General features: G+C 44.3%; 16 protein-coding genes and 1 rRNA gene. 6 read left to right on the forward strand and 11 right to left on the reverse strand.

What is annotated here, in order from left to right; translation table 11 throughout:
* From FU659_RS31835 to FU659_RS37895, 4 genes are all read right to left on the reverse strand, one after another.
* Positions 1-171: ribosomal RNA gene (locus FU659_RS31835) — 16S ribosomal RNA — on the reverse strand; the annotation flags it as partial.
* Positions 172-477: 306 nt separating this feature from the next.
* Positions 478-756 carry a hypothetical protein gene (locus FU659_RS31840; protein ID WP_147951241.1) on the reverse strand — a complete coding sequence of 93 codons (279 nt, stop codon included), beginning with the start codon at positions 754-756 and terminating at the stop codon, positions 478-480.
* A gap of 167 nt (positions 757-923) precedes the next feature.
* The gene (locus FU659_RS37890) at positions 924-1,388 is read right to left on the reverse strand and encodes a hypothetical protein (RefSeq protein WP_261808192.1); all 465 of its coding nucleotides are present in this window, start codon (positions 1,386-1,388) and stop codon (positions 924-926) included.
* A gap of 122 nt (positions 1,389-1,510) precedes the next feature.
* Positions 1,511-2,098, reverse strand: a complete 588-nt coding sequence (locus tag FU659_RS37895; RefSeq protein WP_261808193.1) for an S-layer homology domain-containing protein — start codon at positions 2,096-2,098, stop codon at positions 1,511-1,513.
* Positions 2,099-2,324: 226 nt separating this feature from the next.
* Between FU659_RS37895 and FU659_RS31850 the strand changes: the two genes are divergently transcribed.
* Positions 2,325-3,977, forward strand: a complete 1,653-nt coding sequence (locus FU659_RS31850) for an FAD-dependent oxidoreductase (RefSeq protein WP_147951242.1) — start codon at positions 2,325-2,327, stop codon at positions 3,975-3,977.
* Positions 3,978-4,032: 55 nt separating this feature from the next.
* Here FU659_RS31850 and FU659_RS31855 read toward each other — a convergent pair whose 3' ends face one another.
* Both FU659_RS31855 and FU659_RS31860 read right to left on the reverse strand, forming a co-directional pair.
* Positions 4,033-4,407 carry a hypothetical protein gene (locus FU659_RS31855; protein WP_147951243.1) on the reverse strand — a complete coding sequence of 125 codons (375 nt, stop codon included), beginning with the start codon at positions 4,405-4,407 and terminating at the stop codon, positions 4,033-4,035.
* Positions 4,408-4,468: 61 nt separating this feature from the next.
* Positions 4,469-4,612 carry a TetR/AcrR family transcriptional regulator gene (locus FU659_RS31860; protein ID WP_147951244.1) on the reverse strand — a complete coding sequence of 48 codons (144 nt, stop codon included), beginning with the start codon at positions 4,610-4,612 and terminating at the stop codon, positions 4,469-4,471.
* Positions 4,613-4,864: 252 nt separating this feature from the next.
* Here FU659_RS31860 and FU659_RS31865 point away from each other — a divergent pair, with 252 nt between their 5' ends.
* From FU659_RS31865 to FU659_RS31880, 4 genes are all read left to right on the forward strand, one after another.
* Positions 4,865-7,786, forward strand: a complete 2,922-nt coding sequence (locus tag FU659_RS31865; RefSeq protein ID WP_187274533.1) for an MMPL family transporter — start codon at positions 4,865-4,867, stop codon at positions 7,784-7,786.
* A 145-nt stretch (positions 7,787-7,931) separates the two neighbouring features.
* Positions 7,932-8,717, forward strand: coding sequence for a DeoR/GlpR family DNA-binding transcription regulator (locus FU659_RS31870; protein WP_315971399.1), 786 nt, complete (start codon positions 7,932-7,934; stop codon positions 8,715-8,717).
* Positions 8,710-9,534 (forward strand): HAD family hydrolase, encoded by an 825-nt coding sequence (locus tag FU659_RS31875; RefSeq protein ID WP_147951246.1) that lies wholly within the window; start codon positions 8,710-8,712, stop codon positions 9,532-9,534. Before FU659_RS31870 ends, FU659_RS31875 begins: the two co-directional genes overlap by 8 nt.
* On the forward strand, positions 9,531-10,730 hold the full coding sequence (locus FU659_RS31880) for an MFS transporter (RefSeq protein ID WP_147951247.1): 1,200 nt from the start codon (positions 9,531-9,533) through the stop codon (positions 10,728-10,730). The genes FU659_RS31875 and FU659_RS31880 overlap by 4 nt, the downstream gene beginning before the upstream one ends.
* A 57-nt stretch (positions 10,731-10,787) precedes the next feature.
* Here FU659_RS31880 and FU659_RS31885 read toward each other — a convergent pair whose 3' ends face one another.
* The 4 genes from FU659_RS31885 to FU659_RS31900 form a co-directional block, all read right to left on the reverse strand.
* Positions 10,788-11,333 carry a hypothetical protein gene (locus FU659_RS31885; RefSeq protein WP_147951248.1) on the reverse strand — a complete coding sequence of 182 codons (546 nt, stop codon included), beginning with the start codon at positions 11,331-11,333 and terminating at the stop codon, positions 10,788-10,790.
* 73 nt (positions 11,334-11,406) lie between these two features.
* On the reverse strand, positions 11,407-12,846 hold the full coding sequence (locus tag FU659_RS31890; RefSeq protein ID WP_147951249.1) for a DEAD/DEAH box helicase: 1,440 nt from the start codon (positions 12,844-12,846) through the stop codon (positions 11,407-11,409).
* A gap of 478 nt (positions 12,847-13,324) precedes the next feature.
* On the reverse strand, positions 13,325-13,894 hold the full coding sequence (locus FU659_RS31895; protein ID WP_147951250.1) for an RNA polymerase sigma factor: 570 nt from the start codon (positions 13,892-13,894) through the stop codon (positions 13,325-13,327).
* A 110-nt stretch (positions 13,895-14,004) separates the two neighbouring features.
* Positions 14,005-14,820 (reverse strand): alpha/beta hydrolase family protein, encoded by an 816-nt coding sequence (locus tag FU659_RS31900; protein WP_261808194.1) that lies wholly within the window; start codon positions 14,818-14,820, stop codon positions 14,005-14,007.
* A gap of 85 nt (positions 14,821-14,905) precedes the next feature.
* Here FU659_RS31900 and FU659_RS31905 point away from each other — a divergent pair, with 85 nt between their 5' ends.
* Entirely contained in the window at positions 14,906-15,160 is a 255-nt protein-coding gene (locus FU659_RS31905; RefSeq protein ID WP_147951251.1) for a DUF2573 family protein, read from the forward strand.
* 41 nt (positions 15,161-15,201) lie between these two features.
* On the opposite strand, the gene FU659_RS31910 is transcribed toward FU659_RS31905, so the two are convergent.
* The gene (locus FU659_RS31910) at positions 15,202-15,984 is read right to left on the reverse strand and encodes an SDR family NAD(P)-dependent oxidoreductase (RefSeq protein ID WP_187274534.1); all 783 of its coding nucleotides are present in this window, start codon (positions 15,982-15,984) and stop codon (positions 15,202-15,204) included.
* Positions 15,985-16,115: the final 131 nt, after the last annotated feature.

The following is a 16,115-nucleotide window of genomic DNA, read 5'->3' on the forward strand; positions in this document are numbered from 1 at the left end:
CCGGTCTTAGCTATCGTTTCCGATAGTTATCCCAGTCTTATAGGCAGGTTACCTACGTGTTACTCACCCGTCCGCCGCTAAGCATTCCCCGAAGGAAATGCTCCGCTCGACTTGCATGTATTAGGCACGCCGCCAGCGTTCGTCCTGAGCCAGGATCAAACTCTCCATAGTAGCGGACAATTGCTTGTCCGTATATCTGAAAGCTGAAATGCTCATTGACTTGCTAGCGAGATTTTACAATCTCTTTTTTGAACGATTACTCGTTCGCGCTTACTCACTCGTTGTTCAGTTTTCAAAGATCAATTTCTTTCGTAATTCCTTGCCTCTCTCAAGGCCGGAGTTACAATATAGCACATTCAGCCAACCAGATGCAAGCTTTATTTTTGTTGTTTTTCAATAAAAATGTTCGCCCGTTTTGGCCGGAACAACAATATAACATGGTCAGTTGAATAATGCAACTCCAACTTTCAAATAAAATTATGTTGGAACACGATCCAGCATTTTCTCGACAAGTTCTTGCTCGAAGCGCTCCTTCAAGGCATCATTACTAGGACTTATCGCAAAGCGAATTTCTTTGAATTCCCGTGTGAGCTGCTTAATATCATCTAGTTTGCTTTCTTGTGCAAGCTGTGACGTTTGTTCTATAACGTAAAAAGCCACCGCCTGATAGGCATCTGTAAAGCTTTGCTCTACGTTAGCGGCTGTGCGATAATCAGCATAAAATCTTTTGAAAGTATCCATTAATGATTCGTTCATAATTCCCTCTCCTTTCAAGATGAATGTCAGTTTTCCTCAATAGAAGAAGTATTATACACGGAAAGAACAACAGCTCCCTGCTTTGGAAAGCCAAGGAGCTGTTGCGTGAATCTAACCTTTTTCTATATCTGTATATGATGCTGCTATAACTACTGCCTGGTTGGCATTTACTTTACATCAATTTGTGTAACCACTTGGTTTTGTCCTTTAAGCTGAATGAGATGTCCTTGCGTGAAGGAACCTAAATTGCCTGTTAATGCAACATCAGGCGAAACGTTGTAAATCGCTGTTTGATTGTTGCCATTTATATTTTGGATAATAGAAATAGTTGTGATTTTCCCTTGCGAGTTTACCGTTGTACCATTGAGTGTACCCTGGATATCGAAGGCTTGATTCACTTGCCCTAAGCTCGTCACTTCCACGAACACTACTGTGTTATTATAGATGCGCGCTTTTACAACATCACCGATTTGCAAGTCAGAAGCAGCAACTTTCACTCCATTACGCAAAATAAAAGCGTCTGGATGAAGGACATACTGAGTTGACGTCCCTGCTTGTGTAAGGGAGAGAACATTATTGTAAACAAGTGAGTTTACAGTGCCTGTGCGAGAATTTTGATCTTGATCAGGCAATTGGTTGCTCGTGCGATCCAGTAATGCAGCTAACTGAGCACGTGTTACCGGTTGATTCGGTCTGAAAGTATTATCTTCGAAACCATCAACGAGACCTTTTTGGATAGCTACAGCTACATAACCTACTGACCAGCTGGAATTTGCTTAGCATCTTTAAATGTAAGTGTTGTGTTCATCTTGGCTTTGGCTTCTGATTCTAATTTCAGAGCTTTGACCAAAAGAGTCGTTGCCCATAAGCGATCTGCAGCTTTTTGCGGCTGAACGGCATCATCATTTTCTGTAAACAAATCGTTCTCAAGCGCTACAGCAACATAGCCAACAGCCCATGAAGGGACTTTGTCCGCATCCTTGAAATTCAATTTGGTTTGCATCTCAGCGGATGATTCAGCTTTGTCACGCAATCCCATCAATCTCACAGCAGCCGTAATAGCCTCAATGCGAGAAACCGAGTTGTCAGGTTTGAACGTGCCATCTTCATAACCTTCGAATACATTTTTGTTAGCCAAGCTGGCTATGTAGCGCAATGCCCACTCTGCATTCTTCAAGTCATTAAAGTTTAGTCGAATCTCAACATTTCCTTTGAAACCATTCTTGTTCCCATTGTTGCTTTTGTCAGATCCCTTGTCATTATCGTTTCCTTTTGCAAATGCAGCAGTAGCTCCCCCCATTACCATGGTTAATACAAGACCGGCTGCTACTAATTTTTTCATAAACTGTTTTTTCATCAAGTTCCCTCTCCCTTATTCATAATTTCATAAATAATATGGAGCCTTCGCGAAGGGTTCCTGTGTTATGCTACAACAATTCGCCATCCGGATTTTGTTTGAGGGGGTTCCTCCTAAAAAACATCAAAATTGCAATTTAAAACGTCTATTAAATAGACGATGAAACTGCTAAACTTAAATAAAATAAACGATCATTTAAAGGAGTTTATACATGCGGCTACGAAACCCACGCGTTCAACTTGTCATTGCCCTAGCTGTTTTGTTTATCATTATATGTATATTCTCATTTAACAAGTTTTGGTTGAAGAGAGTAGAAAATGGACCCGTTAGCTCCATTTCCCCGATCACACAACAAGATACGCCAATTAGCAGTGCGGTCCCCCTCCCATCAGCTTCAACTACCAAAAATGAGAACGTAGTCACCTACCCAACGGAACAGGTGGACGTGATTGTCATTGGTAGTGAAATAGAAGGTCTTTATTTAGCGAGGGCTGCCGTGGATGAAGGGCTGAAAGTAAAAGTGCTCGATCCGCACAAAGCTTTCGGCGGTCAAATTCTTCAGAGTCAAATGCTGTTTCTGGATGAAACCCGAGATGATCAAGGTCATTTACTTGTTCAAGGACGAGTGAAGGAACTGTTTGACGGTTTCCGAAACGCCAAAATTCGTAAGTTGCCGGAATTCACTACATATATGAAAACATTAATAAAAGACATCCCTCTGGAATCAGGCATTGTCATTAATGAAATCGAACAAACGAATACACCGGACCATATGCATAAAATCGCTTCTATTGTATATACGACAGATCAAAATGAGAAAAAGAAAATCACAGCCTCCTACTGGGTCGAAAACAGCGATTATGCTGCGCTGATCAGCCGATTGGATGCGAAGCGATTGCCGGGTCTGGAAAAATTTTATGGTCAAAAAAATATTGAATACATGAGCGCTGGGATGATGATGAAGTTTACGCACGTAGATTGGAAAAAGTTCAATACAACGTTTAATGCGCTAAAACCGCCAGAAAAATCAAAGCAATTTGGCGGAGGCTACGTAAGTGATAGCTTTGCCATTGGATTAAGCGGCATGACCAGCGCCTATCATCCAACCAATGATCGTGTGTTTTTAAGAGGTTTAAATGCTGTTCATCAGCGAGACGGCGATGTATTGATCAATGCCCTGCTCGTGTATACCGTGGATCCGTCGGATCCCCAATCTGTACAAGAAGCGGTTGAACTAGGCAATAAGGAGACACCGCTGATTCTTAAGCATTTCCGCAAAACACTGCCCGGTTGGGAGCAAGCCGAATTAGGAGAATTGCCCACTTATCCTTATATTCGCGAATATAACCATTATGAAATGGACTATGTTTTGAAACCATCCGATCTTCTTTCAGGCAAGATGTTCTGGGATGATGTCAGCATTGGGGGCTATCCGCTCGATTTGCAGGGAACAAGTGCGAATAAGTGGGGCATTGAGATGGGACGTCCTGATAAATATGGGATGCCGCTGCGCAGCTTTTTATTGAAAAATTATGATAACGTCATAGCAGCAGGTAAAAATGTCGGTTCATCTGCTATCGCTTATGGAAGCACGAGAATTCAACCTAATACAAGCCTTGCCGCTGAATCGATCGGCATCATATTGGGGCAATTACATGGTAAGCAAAAGCTCAGGGAAATCACTCCTGAAGAAATGGAAAAGCTGCATCAATACCTAGCTCTCCATTATCAAATCAAACTTACAGGTGTGACGGCTGTGAATAAAATCACCGGATGGAACGATGAAGAAATCAAAAAGCTCGATTCCGGAGAAATTACTTACCCAAGCTATGTGCACACAAGAAAAAAAACGCCAGTTAAATAAATCAAAACAAAGGCCTGTGCACTCGCTGAATGCGAATAGCACGGGCCTTTGTTTGTTAGGGAGCCAGTCCCTTAATAAATATTTCAAAGCTTCGCGTCATCTGGACGGATAACTGATCATCGCCTAACCCCATCCCATAATAATTCAAGGTACCGTGATAGGTTTGAACTGCTAAATCAGCGATCATATCCGCAGGCATAATCCGTGTAATTTCGCCTCTAGCCTGTGCGGCTTCAATAACGGGAGTCAGTACTTGAATGAAATCTTTGATTTTATTTCTTTCCAGAACGAGTAATTTCTTATTTGTTAATGTACATTGAAAAGTCGCGAGCATCAGAGACCGATTGGAGGGTACACGACGCAGCATGGCCATCAAAAGCTCCCTGACCAGGGGGACAAGGGGTCCTTGTTTAAAAGGTAATTTAGACATTTCCTCCGTAGCAATGAATAATTGCACATCGCAAAGCACTTCTTCTTTATTTTCAAAGTAGTTAAAAAAAAGTCCCCTTCGCTACACCGGCACGCTCTGTAATTTCTTGTACAGTCGTTGTTTCATAACCTTGCTCTGCAAACATTTCAAGTGCACTATCAATGATTTTCTGCCTTGTAGCTCGCTTCTTCTCTTCACGGTTCATGTGTTCAGCTCCGTTTACAGATCTTTATCAAATTATAATAAAAAAGAACACATTGCACAAATTATTTTATGACTATAGGTATATATTATACAAATAATTATAAATAAACCAGTTCTATTTTTACCTTAGATACAGTTATAACAACCATTTTAAATTATTGACTATCGGTATAAAATAATATTGACCAAAAGTCATTTTTAAGTTATAACTACAGTTAGCAACGAAATTATGAATCAGGAGGCTAACTTATATATGGAAAAATGGCTTAGCATGATAGCAAAAATAAAGTGGATCGTTGTTTTGATCTGGATCGTCATCGCGGTGACTTCCGTTGTTGTATTGCCGGATTTACAGCAAATAGTACGGATTACGGAGTCTAAATTCGTCCCACCCGATGCAGGGTCGGCTCAAGCGTCAGCTATCCTGGAACAAATGGATCCCGATCACAAATCGAAGTCCAATGCGGTCATTGTTTTGCAGCGTGAAGCTGGCTTATCCGAGCAAGATCATGACTGGTTCAAAAAAACATTGCAGCAGATCAATTCAAATAAACAGCAGCTAGGTCTAGTCAGTACGTTGTCAGCCTACGACGATCCCACTTTATCTGAGAAATTCGTAAGTAAAGATCGAACAACGGAGATGGCCATTATCCAATTCCCTAAAGACGAGCGGTCTGCTGTGACAACTGACAGCCTTGCACTTATTAAAGAACAATTGAAAAATAATCCGACTGGCACGACCATTGACTATACAGGAAGCGCCCCTATTTCTGCAGATTACAACAAATCTTCGGAAGAAGGACTCAAAAAGACAGAATTACTGACTGTTATTTTGGTCTTAAGTATTTTGCTTATTGTCTTCCGGTCGCCGATTGCTCCCTTCATCCCGCTCATCACGATCGGTATTGCTTTTATAATAACCCGCGGGCTTGTGGCTCTTTCAACGAAAGCTGGTCTTCCGGTATCTTCCTTTACCGAGACATTCCTTATCGCCGTGCTTTTCGGGGCTGGAACGGACTACTGCATTCTTCTTATCCATCGTTTTCGGGAAGAGTTGTCCCAAACCACGGATCGTGTACTCGCACTCACTCGGACACTTACGACAGTTGGAAAAACGGTGATTTATTCCGGTAGTACCGTACTTATAGCTTTCTTCCTAATCGGCTTCGCCAAATTCGGCTTGTATCAATCCGCTGTCGGCGTTTCCATCGGGATGGCCGTAACCTTATTAGCAGCGATGACTTTAACACCTGCACTTATGTTGATCTTGGGGCCTGTCCTGTATTGGCCCGTTAAACCCAAAGCCGGAAAATCTCATGGCGACTCCAAGCTTTGGGCAGCTATGGCAAAAATAACAACAAAGAGACCTCTCGCTGTTCTCCTTGTCTGTGTGTTGCTGCTCTCGCCTTTTATCTTCCTGTTCCAAGGCACTCGTTCCTTTGATGATTTATCAGAAATAGATCCTAGCATTAGTGCTGTCAAAGGTTTCCGTAAAGTGGAGACGGCTTTCAGCAGCGGAGAAGTACTCCCCGTTAGCATTGCCATAATGTCCAAGACGGATATGCGCTCCCCGGAAGGACTCGCAGCCATGGAGAAAGCTAGCGCAGCAGCAAGCCTCGCTCCTCATGTGAAGGAAGTGCGGAGCGCGGCCCGACCACTAGGCAAGCAAATTCAAGAACTTACAGTGCCCAACCAATTAGAGCAAACAAATAAAGGACTTCGTGAGCTTCAATCCGGTGTGAATCAAGTCAGAGACGGCTTCGTTAAAGCTCAAACCGATATGAACGCTCAGTCCGGGGATATTATGAAGCTTCAGGAAGGCGCTGAGCAAATTTCACAAAAGCTCATCGAAGTTCAAAATGGCGCCAAGCAGCTTACAGCAGGGTTAACCAGTTCACAAAAAGGCGCCACTCAAATAAGTGACGCTGTGCAGCAATTGAAGCTTACTGCATCCTCTTTGGAAGATGACTTAACTAAGCTTGTGCAAGAGAATCCAGAGCTGGTCAAAAGCGCAGCTTACCAAACCCTAATCGCCAAGCAACAAGGTCTAGTCGGAGGCTTGAACCAGACCGCTCAAGGCTTGGTTCCATTAAGCAAGGGGCTAGCCCAGCTCACACCCGCTTCCTCCGGTATTGCGGAAGGAGCAGGCAAGCTAGCCGATGGTCAAACCGAAGTAGCTGGCGGTATCAAGCAGCTGCAACAAGGATTGGGGAAATTCGACGCAGGACTTGGCGAAGGAACGGATGCCTTAACGAAAGTGTCAGATGGCCTGAAGGAAATTCTCATTGCCCAGTCCGGCATTGCCGAAAACAGCTCCAAACAAATCGCGGGCTGGTATGTGCCTCAACAATTGCTGGAGCAAGATGATTTTAAAAAATCGATGGACTTCTATTTATCTAAAGACGGAAAAATTGGAAAGTTAGAGATTGTACTAGGCATTAATCCATATTCCAAAGAAGCCATGAACTCGATGGATGACTTAAAGAAAACGATTCAAGATAGCTTAGCAGGCACCACGCTCGCCAAAGTCGATGTTCAATTAGCCGGTACCACAGCCCAAGCACATGAACTTGACCGAATTTCCAAAGATGATTTCATTCGCACAGGCTCACTAGTGCTGATTGGTATCTACATTGTGCTTGCCTTACTCTTGCGTTCTCTTATTATGCCGCTCTACCTGCTGCTTTCATTAGGATTCAACTATTTGATTACGATGGGTATTGTTGAATTTATTTTCGTCAAACTTTTAGGGTACGAAGGACTTTCCTGGACGGTGTCATTTTTCGTATTCCTCGTTATCGTGGCGCTTGGCGTTGACTATAACATCTTCCTCATGGCGCGATTTAAAGAAGAGTACCGCCATGGTCAAGTTGCTCAAGCAATGAGGAAGGCGATGACCACAACCGGAGGCGTGATTATGTCCGCTGCTGTCATTATGGGCGGAACGTTCGGTGCTTTAATGTTCTCAGGAATGAATACATTGCTTCAAATTGGAGCAGGAATTGTGATTGGCTTAGCTATTTATACAACAGTCATCATGGGACTGATTGTTCCTTCATTGACTGTCCTGTTCGGTGAAAGCAACTGGTGGCCATTTAACCGTTCACGCAATTTCCAGCAAGCCAAACATGCAGAAGAACACAAACCATCCTTACAACCTGTTGATATTCCTTAAAGTAACAGAATTCATTGGAAAATAGCTTTGGAACGTGTCATGGAGAATTATCTCTGTGGCGCGTTTTTTTGTTGCTAGAATGCTTCCACGGATATATAATAAGCAATATACTTATAAACACTTATTTTCACTTAAGTGAAAGGAGTTGATTGCTATTTTTCAAGAAGAAAGGCTTATATCCATCGTTGAATACTTAAAATCAAATAAGCGGATTACGATTGATCTCATATGTGAACTCTATGATGTTTCGCGTGACACAGCCAGACGTGACATGGTAAAGCTGGAAGAACAAGGTCTTATCGTACGCACCCGCGGCGGCGCCATTCTCCCGACACTGTCCAAAGAAGTCGGCGATTATGATCAAAGACTGCAAGCGGAGTCTTCATCGAAGCTTACGATTGGCAGAACAGCCTCCGCGCTTATCCAAGATGGCGATTATATTATGATGGATGCATCAACAACCGTTCTTCATGCCGCTAACGCCCTCACCTCTAAGCATAATGTCGTTGTAACCAATTCGATTGAAATTGCAGCGATCTTAACTCGTAAAGACAGCACAACCATTCATATGCTTGGCGGTGTACTGGATAACAAGCATCATAGCGTGTACGGAGCCAAAGCGATCGAAATGTTAAATGACTATCATGTTGATAAACTATTTATCGGTACATGCGGTCTGACGGAAGAAGGGCTGTCTGCTCCGAATGAAGAGGAAAGCTACTTGGTGAGAGCCATGATGCAGCATGCTGACCAAGTCATCGTGCTCGCCGATCATTCCAAATTCGGCAAACGGTTGTTCAACCGTGTAGTTGGATTCGAGAGTATTGATGTGCTGGTTACTGATCAAGAGTTAAGCTCGGCGATGAAAGAGAAGCTGCTTGCATGTGAAGTGAAAATTGTTTTGGCAGAAGGAGACGATCAACATGATTAAACTTATTGTTAGTGATTTAGACGGCACCTTACTTGATCATAGCAAGAAAGTAACACAACGCGAGATAACGGCGATTACAAAAGCCAAGGAAGCAGGCATTACGCTTTGTTTGGCATCAGGCAGAATGAATGTGGAAATACAGCAGGTTTTGAAAGAGATTGGCCATCAAGCGCACTCCGTCTCGCAAAACGGGGCCTTCATCCACATGGAAGACGGAACCTTCCTGCAATCACAGCTTTTTCAACCTAAACTTGCTAAACAGGTGTACCAGTTGCTGAAAGACTTTGATCTCGTCAAGTTGATTTGTACGGGGGAAGCCAACTATATTACCAGCATGTCTCCTGCTTCTGAGGAGGTTCAGTCCCGTACTTTCCGACCTTTTATCATCAAAGAAGATTTGGAGAAAGATTTGCTTCTGGATCTTGAAACCAGTAAATTCTCCATGTTTGGGGAGTTGGAGATTCTTCTGCGGCTCAAAGCTCTTATGGAAGAAAAGCTCGGTGATCAGCTAGAAATGTTCTTATCCGATAAGGATTGCCTGGATATTATGCCGCTAAATGTTTCCAAGGGCCGTTCATTACTCGTTCTTATTGAGAAATTAGGCCTGCAGCGGGAAGAGATTGCTTGTTTCGGGGATTCCTTCAATGATGTATCCATGTTCAGCATTACACCGCATAGCTTTGCCATGCGTGGTGCTCATCCAGAGGTTAAACAGCACGCCGCTTATCACGTGGACTCTGTTGCTGAAGCTATAGAACATGTGTTTGCCTATAACGAGAAATATGCGATGCAGCCAAAAGGAAGCAGCAAACTATGAGAAGGTTACTCTTTATGGGCTGCCTGTCTTACTTGCTGACAGGTTGTACCCATGTTATTTACGGTGCCGTTCTTCCTGAACTACTTGCCCATTACGGACGAAGTTACAGTGACGGAGGACTGCTTGTTTTCCTGGAATTCGGAGGATTCCTTCTTGGTGTACTCTGTATGCCCTATCTGATACGCCGAATTAGCCGCAGAAGTACAATTACGACCGCATTCGGACTGCTGTTCATCGCTATGATCGCAGTCGCAAGTCTTCCCCCATGGCCGATTGCTGTTAGTTTATCCTTGATTGCCGGTGTGGCTTTCGGTCTAGTTGAATCCAGCATCAGTACCTTCATCTTGATTGCAGCGAAAGATCAACAAGCGGTTGCGTTCAGCAAGCTAGAGGTTTTCTTTGGACTCGGAGCCTTAATTATGCCGCTTGTATCAAGCGCATTAATTGCAGGCGGTGCTTGGAAGTTCGCTTTTTTATTGCTTGGTCTAAGCGCCTTAGCCACAGGCATCATTTGGTCTAAGCTTTCCTTAGGAGAGCATGACGAGCTGTTAGCCCATCGAGCGGATCTCACGAAAAAAGCAGAAAAACCGCCTGCGCTGACTAAGGGGTCCTTGGTATTTCTTCTGCTGTTTATGTTTGTCTTCTTTATGTATGCAGGCATGGAGAATACGATCGTAAACTTCCTTCCATCGATTTTTATCGATCAGCTGCATGCTACAAGCTCTGTTTCATCCTTATCTGTCACAGCCTATTGGCTTGCTATGGTCGTTGGTCGTGTTTTTGCAGGTGTGATTGCTGAAAAAATGACTTATTTCCGTTATTTAGCCGTTTCCTATGTCGGTAGTCTGCTCATTGTCCTCGTATGGGTATTTAGCACGCAGCTCTGGAGCAGTTTTGCCGTTGTTCTGCTGCTTGGGTTGTTCATGTCCGGCATGTTCGCCGTTGCACTCATTTATGCCAATCAACTGCTCCCGGGACGCACCGAGCAAACAACAAGCGCACTTATCGCCTCAGGCGGGCTTGGCGGTTCCGTCTTACCGCTTGCAGCGGGATGGAGCATGGACCGATTCCATGTAGGTGTATCGATCTGGTTTGTTCTAATTGGCATGCTGCTCGTTTTAGGCGTTATTTTATTTTCTCGCAAATGGAACACACAGGCTCTGCATTCCAGCAAACAATTAAAAACTTATACATGAATGACAAAAAGGCTTGAAATCCTCCAGGGATTTCAAGCCTTTTCCTTGCAAAATAACCTACCTAAGCAGTTTTAATTGAATGCGAATCCCCTTCTCATCGAATAGAACATCTCTGACTCCAATAAGTTTAGGTAAATGCTCCTCAAGGGGGATCTCGATTGTAGGTATTTGCAGCCATTCATTTGGCAATCGCATTCCCTTTACTTGCGCGTCAACCAATTGAATTTCCATGTCGGGTGCGTTCCAGCTCATCTTGAAATGCATCTTAGCGCCAATGGCTACTTGATCATGCCATGTTACATTAACGTCTGCTTCGATCGTCGAACCTTGCAGGATCAGCTTCGTTCCCTCAATGCGGAAATCGTTGGGTAGTGTTCTGTGCATGGCTAACTGCTTTTTCACCAAATTATTCATATCTTGCTCCGTAAGCTGTACTTCCAGTTTACGGCTCAGGATGATGTCTGCAATTTTGCCGCTGATCGCCACTTCTTGATAATTGAGGTCCAAGGCTTCGGTTGGTTTCATATAGAACCTAATCGCAGCGAGGGCACCAGCAAAAATAATTACCACAACGATGACAACGACAACTAATTTCTTTAGCAAGCATTGCACCTCCATCTGACGATGTGTTGAAATGCTTTATGTGATGCGAAGCCTGTACTCATCACGCTCACTCTTAATCTTCTTTGTTCTGCTGTTTCTCCTTGAGCCAGCGAGGAGCGCCCTTGCTCTTGCGATCTCGCTCGCGTTGAGCTTTGCTCGGAGCCTTGCCCGCGGCGGCTCCGTTAGGCCGTGCTGCCGGCTTCGCCACGGCAGCCGTGCCGTTGTCGCTGCGAGCCTCTGGCGCCGCAGCGCTAGTGCGCACTGCGCCCGATGGCGCAGCACCGTCACGCGCAGCAGCGGAGCCGCTGCGCGTTGGAGCGCCGCCTAGGGCGCGCGCAGCTTCGCGGCGGCTGCGCATCGTAGCCGCGCTGCGGTCCTGGGCCGGGTCGACAAGCCGGCCCTCGTACATCGCCTTCGGCGCGATCGTGATGCCGAGCTGCTTCTCGAATTTATCGAGAATGAACATTTCCTTCGGCGTCACGATAGACAGGGTCGTTCCCTCGCGGCCCATCCGGCCTGTTCTGCCTACGCGGTGGAGATAGTACTCCGCATTTGTTGCAGGATCAAGATGGAAGACATGAGTCACGCCTTCAATATCAAGCCCTCTGGCTGCGATATCGGTCGCTAGCAGCAATTGGAATTTGCGTTCGCGGAAGTTAGCCATAACCTTAGCGCGATCTTGCTTACTCGCTTCTCCATATAAAGCTTCAACAGATAAACCGACATATTGAAGTTTACCGACGACTTCAGCAATATCATCGGTAACATTAATAAATACGATGGCCGAGGTAGGTTTAATCAGGCGAACAAGCCTTCTTAACGTATCGATCTTCTCCCGCTCCTGACACACCACATACATGTGCTCCAACGTTTCAGCCGTACGCTGACTCGGGTTAATTTTAATAATAACAGGTTCCTTCAACCATCTTTGAGCCGCCTGTTCCGTGCTTTGCGGAATCGTCGCTGATACGAATACCATTTGGCTTGACCGAAGCACACCCTTAAGTACCATTTCCACATCGTTCATAGAACCTAATTCGAATACCTGATCCACTTCATCCACGATGCCTACCTTAACGTGATGGAGCGTTAGCTTGCGCAGTTTCATAAGTTCCAGCAGTCGCCCCGGTGTACCTACGACAATATGAGGATGAAGTCTAAGCTTCTCCACTTGTCTAACGATAGCCGCACCGCCAATCAACGACTGTGAACGAATAGGTCCTCCTTGAGTCAGCTTCTCGATCTCCTGCATGATTTGCATACCTAATTCTCGCGTAGGCACGACAACCAGAACCTGAAGTTGTTTTTGGCTCGCATCAATGCGCTGCAAAGCAGGCAGCAAATAAGCCAACGTTTTGCCTGTACCTGTTTGCGATTGAATAATGGCATCTTTCCCTTGAAGCAAAACAGGAATCGCTTCTTCCTGAATCGGTGTTGATTCCGCAATCCCTAGTTGTTGCAGTTTATCTACATAAGATTTCTCAATTTGCAGTTGTTCAAAGCTTGTACTCACTTTATGTAAACCCCTTTTCTCTTACTGCCTAATGACTTTATTATAAGCCACGGCACATAACGATACAAACAAACCATGAAAAAACCATCAGGGAATCTGACGGTCCTATCGATAAGCACGGTTGTTTTCAGCTTTACAGCTCAACATTCGGCCTGTTCTCTCTTTTTTCTTCACTATAAGCACGTTTTCCGTGCTTACAGTGTCGCTGACGGACCTTTTGCCTTCCGTAACGCGGAAAAACAGCTTTACAGCTCAACATTCGGCCCATTCTCTCTTTTTTCTTCACTAACACTGGCGTTATTGCTCTTAGTGACTGCTCTAACGCCCAAAAACTAGCAGTGTTATCCTTCCAGACATACCGTTTTCGGAGCCATTTCCCAAAAAACATATAAATTCCTGAAAAAGTTCTGACCACTGGCCAGATCTCTTGGTTAAGTGACTGCTTAATTCCATTGAAATCGGAGAACGAAAATGACGTTTACTGCCCCGTAGTTCCCCATTCCTCAAGCAGCTTTTGCTTAATCGCATCGCGCGCTCGAAACAAGCGCTGCCTGACTACACCTTCAGTCACTCCCAGTTCGCTGGCCATATCTTTGTACGATAAATTATGTATCCATTTCATCGCCATAATTTGTCTGGAAACAGGACTTAATTGATTCATATAGTCCACAATCGCCTCACGCATAAGCTTAAGCTCGACTTCCTTCTCAAGCGGAACGCAGTAGTCCGCTGCCGGCGCCGATTCGTTTATGCCTGACGTAAGTTCAGCTTCAAGCTCTTCCCGATTTCTTTTGTGCTTACGCAAATGATTGAGCGTAACATTACGGGTAAGTTTTTTGATCCAGCTTTCGTGCTTATCGATTTCATTCAATAGAGGTGCCTTACGAACGGCTCGCAAAAAGGACTCTTGAATGATATCTTCCACACTTGCATGGTCCCTCATAATGAAATAAATCATGGGGTATACAAATAAATAAAATTCTTTATATATCTGTTCTTGTACGCTTGGTTCTAAAGTATAAAACTCGCTACTAAATATTAGTCTCACATACTTCGACTCAAACGCCCCCTACCCCAACAAAGTGAAAATGCACAGCATTCTACTTTATATTAGGGCATATGAGGGCAGTAAACAATAATAAACACAAAATGCAGGTTTTACCTCTTGATCGATGCCAATTTCCTACTTAACCAAGCGAATATATCATCCAACGCTTTCTCATCTTCCTTTCTTGGAAAGCGGTGTTCAAGTCCATCATACAAAGCCATTGTATACTCTTTACCTGCCAAATCCAGGGCAGTCGCCAGCTTTCGTGCCTGCTGCACGTCAACTTGGGAGTCCTTCAGCCCATGGATAATATAAACGGGTACATGAAGATCAGCAACCCAACGTGCAGGGGATCGTTCTAAGTAAGCTTCGGCTTGTTTTTTCGGATGACCGACAACACGTTTGAGCATTCTCCGCAGGTCTATGCGCTGCTCGTAAGTATCCAACATATCGCTGACACCGCCCCAAACGACAACCGGACCTACTTCCTTGCATTCTTTAGCCGCTCTTAGAGCCATAACAGCCCCTCTGGAGAAACCAATCAACGGAACAGGACCTGGCCGTACTTCATCTAATGCTTGGACCATGGGGATGGCGTGAATCAAGTCGTATCGATCCTCACCACCGAAATCTTCTCGTCCCTCGCCCCCTTCGTTACCACGATAAAATGGAGCGAATACGACATATCCTCGCTGTGCCATGGATACAATTCTTCGTTTACGAACCATCCCTACCTTGCGAATGCCCCCGCGGCAATAAATGACGGCAGGTAGTGGCCCTTGCCCATTCGGGATGGCCAAATATCCCTTAACTTTCAGTCCCTGACTACCGTAGGTTACGAGATAAAGCGATATATGCTTTACATAACAACGTACTTGTTCTTTTTCTAGCAACTGCCCATCTTGAATGAGCTCTTCAGTATGCATCCTTCGCACCCCCATTTTGACAGTCGTAGCAACTTGATATAAACTAGAACTGCTCTTACTATTTTCCATCCGAAGGGATGAAACTATGAATACAGATTTTGAGAATGAATTTAATGCTTTAGTCTTTAAAACAGCTGAGCTTATCACTGGAGACACATCTCCTGAAATGCTTGAAAAGATCAAGATTTGGGCCTTTTTTAATCATATTCACAAGTCCCTTCCTGCTCTTACTTCGCATTGGAACCAAACACACCCTGAGGGTAAAGCTGAGGTAAAACGCATATTTGAAGAAATACGTGGGCTTAACCAAGCTCTCCCTACGAATAAATCAAGCCAGTAAGTAAAAAAGCGGAATCCCTTTCAATCAACGGGAACCGCTTTTTATTTTTTATTTAACATCCCTGAGGCAATTCGATCGAACGTTCGTGGGAACAATTGAAACAGTTTAATTCCAAGCCCCGCTACATAGGGCAAATTTTTCTCTGGAATATTTCTTTCTACAGCATGTAACAGAGCTTTCACTACTTTTTCTGGTTTTAACATAAACCATGAAACATTTTTGACATAGTTCCCGCTAGGATCTGCTTTGTCAAAAAAAGGTGTGGCAATCGGCCCCGGATTTATGGCTGTAACTGAAATACCTGTCTTCATCAACTCTTGCCTCAAGCTATTCGTGAATCCCAAGACAGCATGCTTCGTCGCTGCATATCCCGTTGACTTGGCTGTTCCAATCTTGCCTGCCATCGAAGCTATATTGACAATATGGCCGCTTCCCGCTTCAAGCATATGTGGCAATACCGCCTGGGTACAACGAACTATACCCATATAATTCACATTCATCATATCTTCAAAATGTGCCAGTGGAGCTCCGACAAACGTTTCAAATACCCCGTAACCTGCATTATTAATCAAAATATCGATTCGGCCAAATCTGGCAATCACCTGGCTAATCACTTCATTCACTTGCTCTGTCTGCGTAACATCCATACAATAAATGGCATGTTCTCCCTGCAAACCTGCTGCAATTTCCTGAAGTTTATCCGTGCTGCGCGCCGTTAGGATCGGAATTGCGCCTTTAGCGGAAAATTGCTGCGCCATTACAGCCCCAATGCCACTGGATGCCCCGGTAATCAGGACGATTTTATTTGAAATTTTCAATGTCATTTCTTCTCCTTGATAAAAAATTACAGGCACATATTTAGTTACAAAAATGGAGCAGCCGCATCAAGCAGCACTCCATTCATTTATCCGATTTATTCGGGCTCATTCATATTTATCATTCATCATTCAGGTAA

Origin of the sequence: Paenibacillus sp. N3.4, from assembly GCF_008017805.1 — a bacterium.
Lineage (GTDB): Bacteria > Bacillota > Bacilli > Paenibacillales > NBRC-103111 > Paenibacillus_E.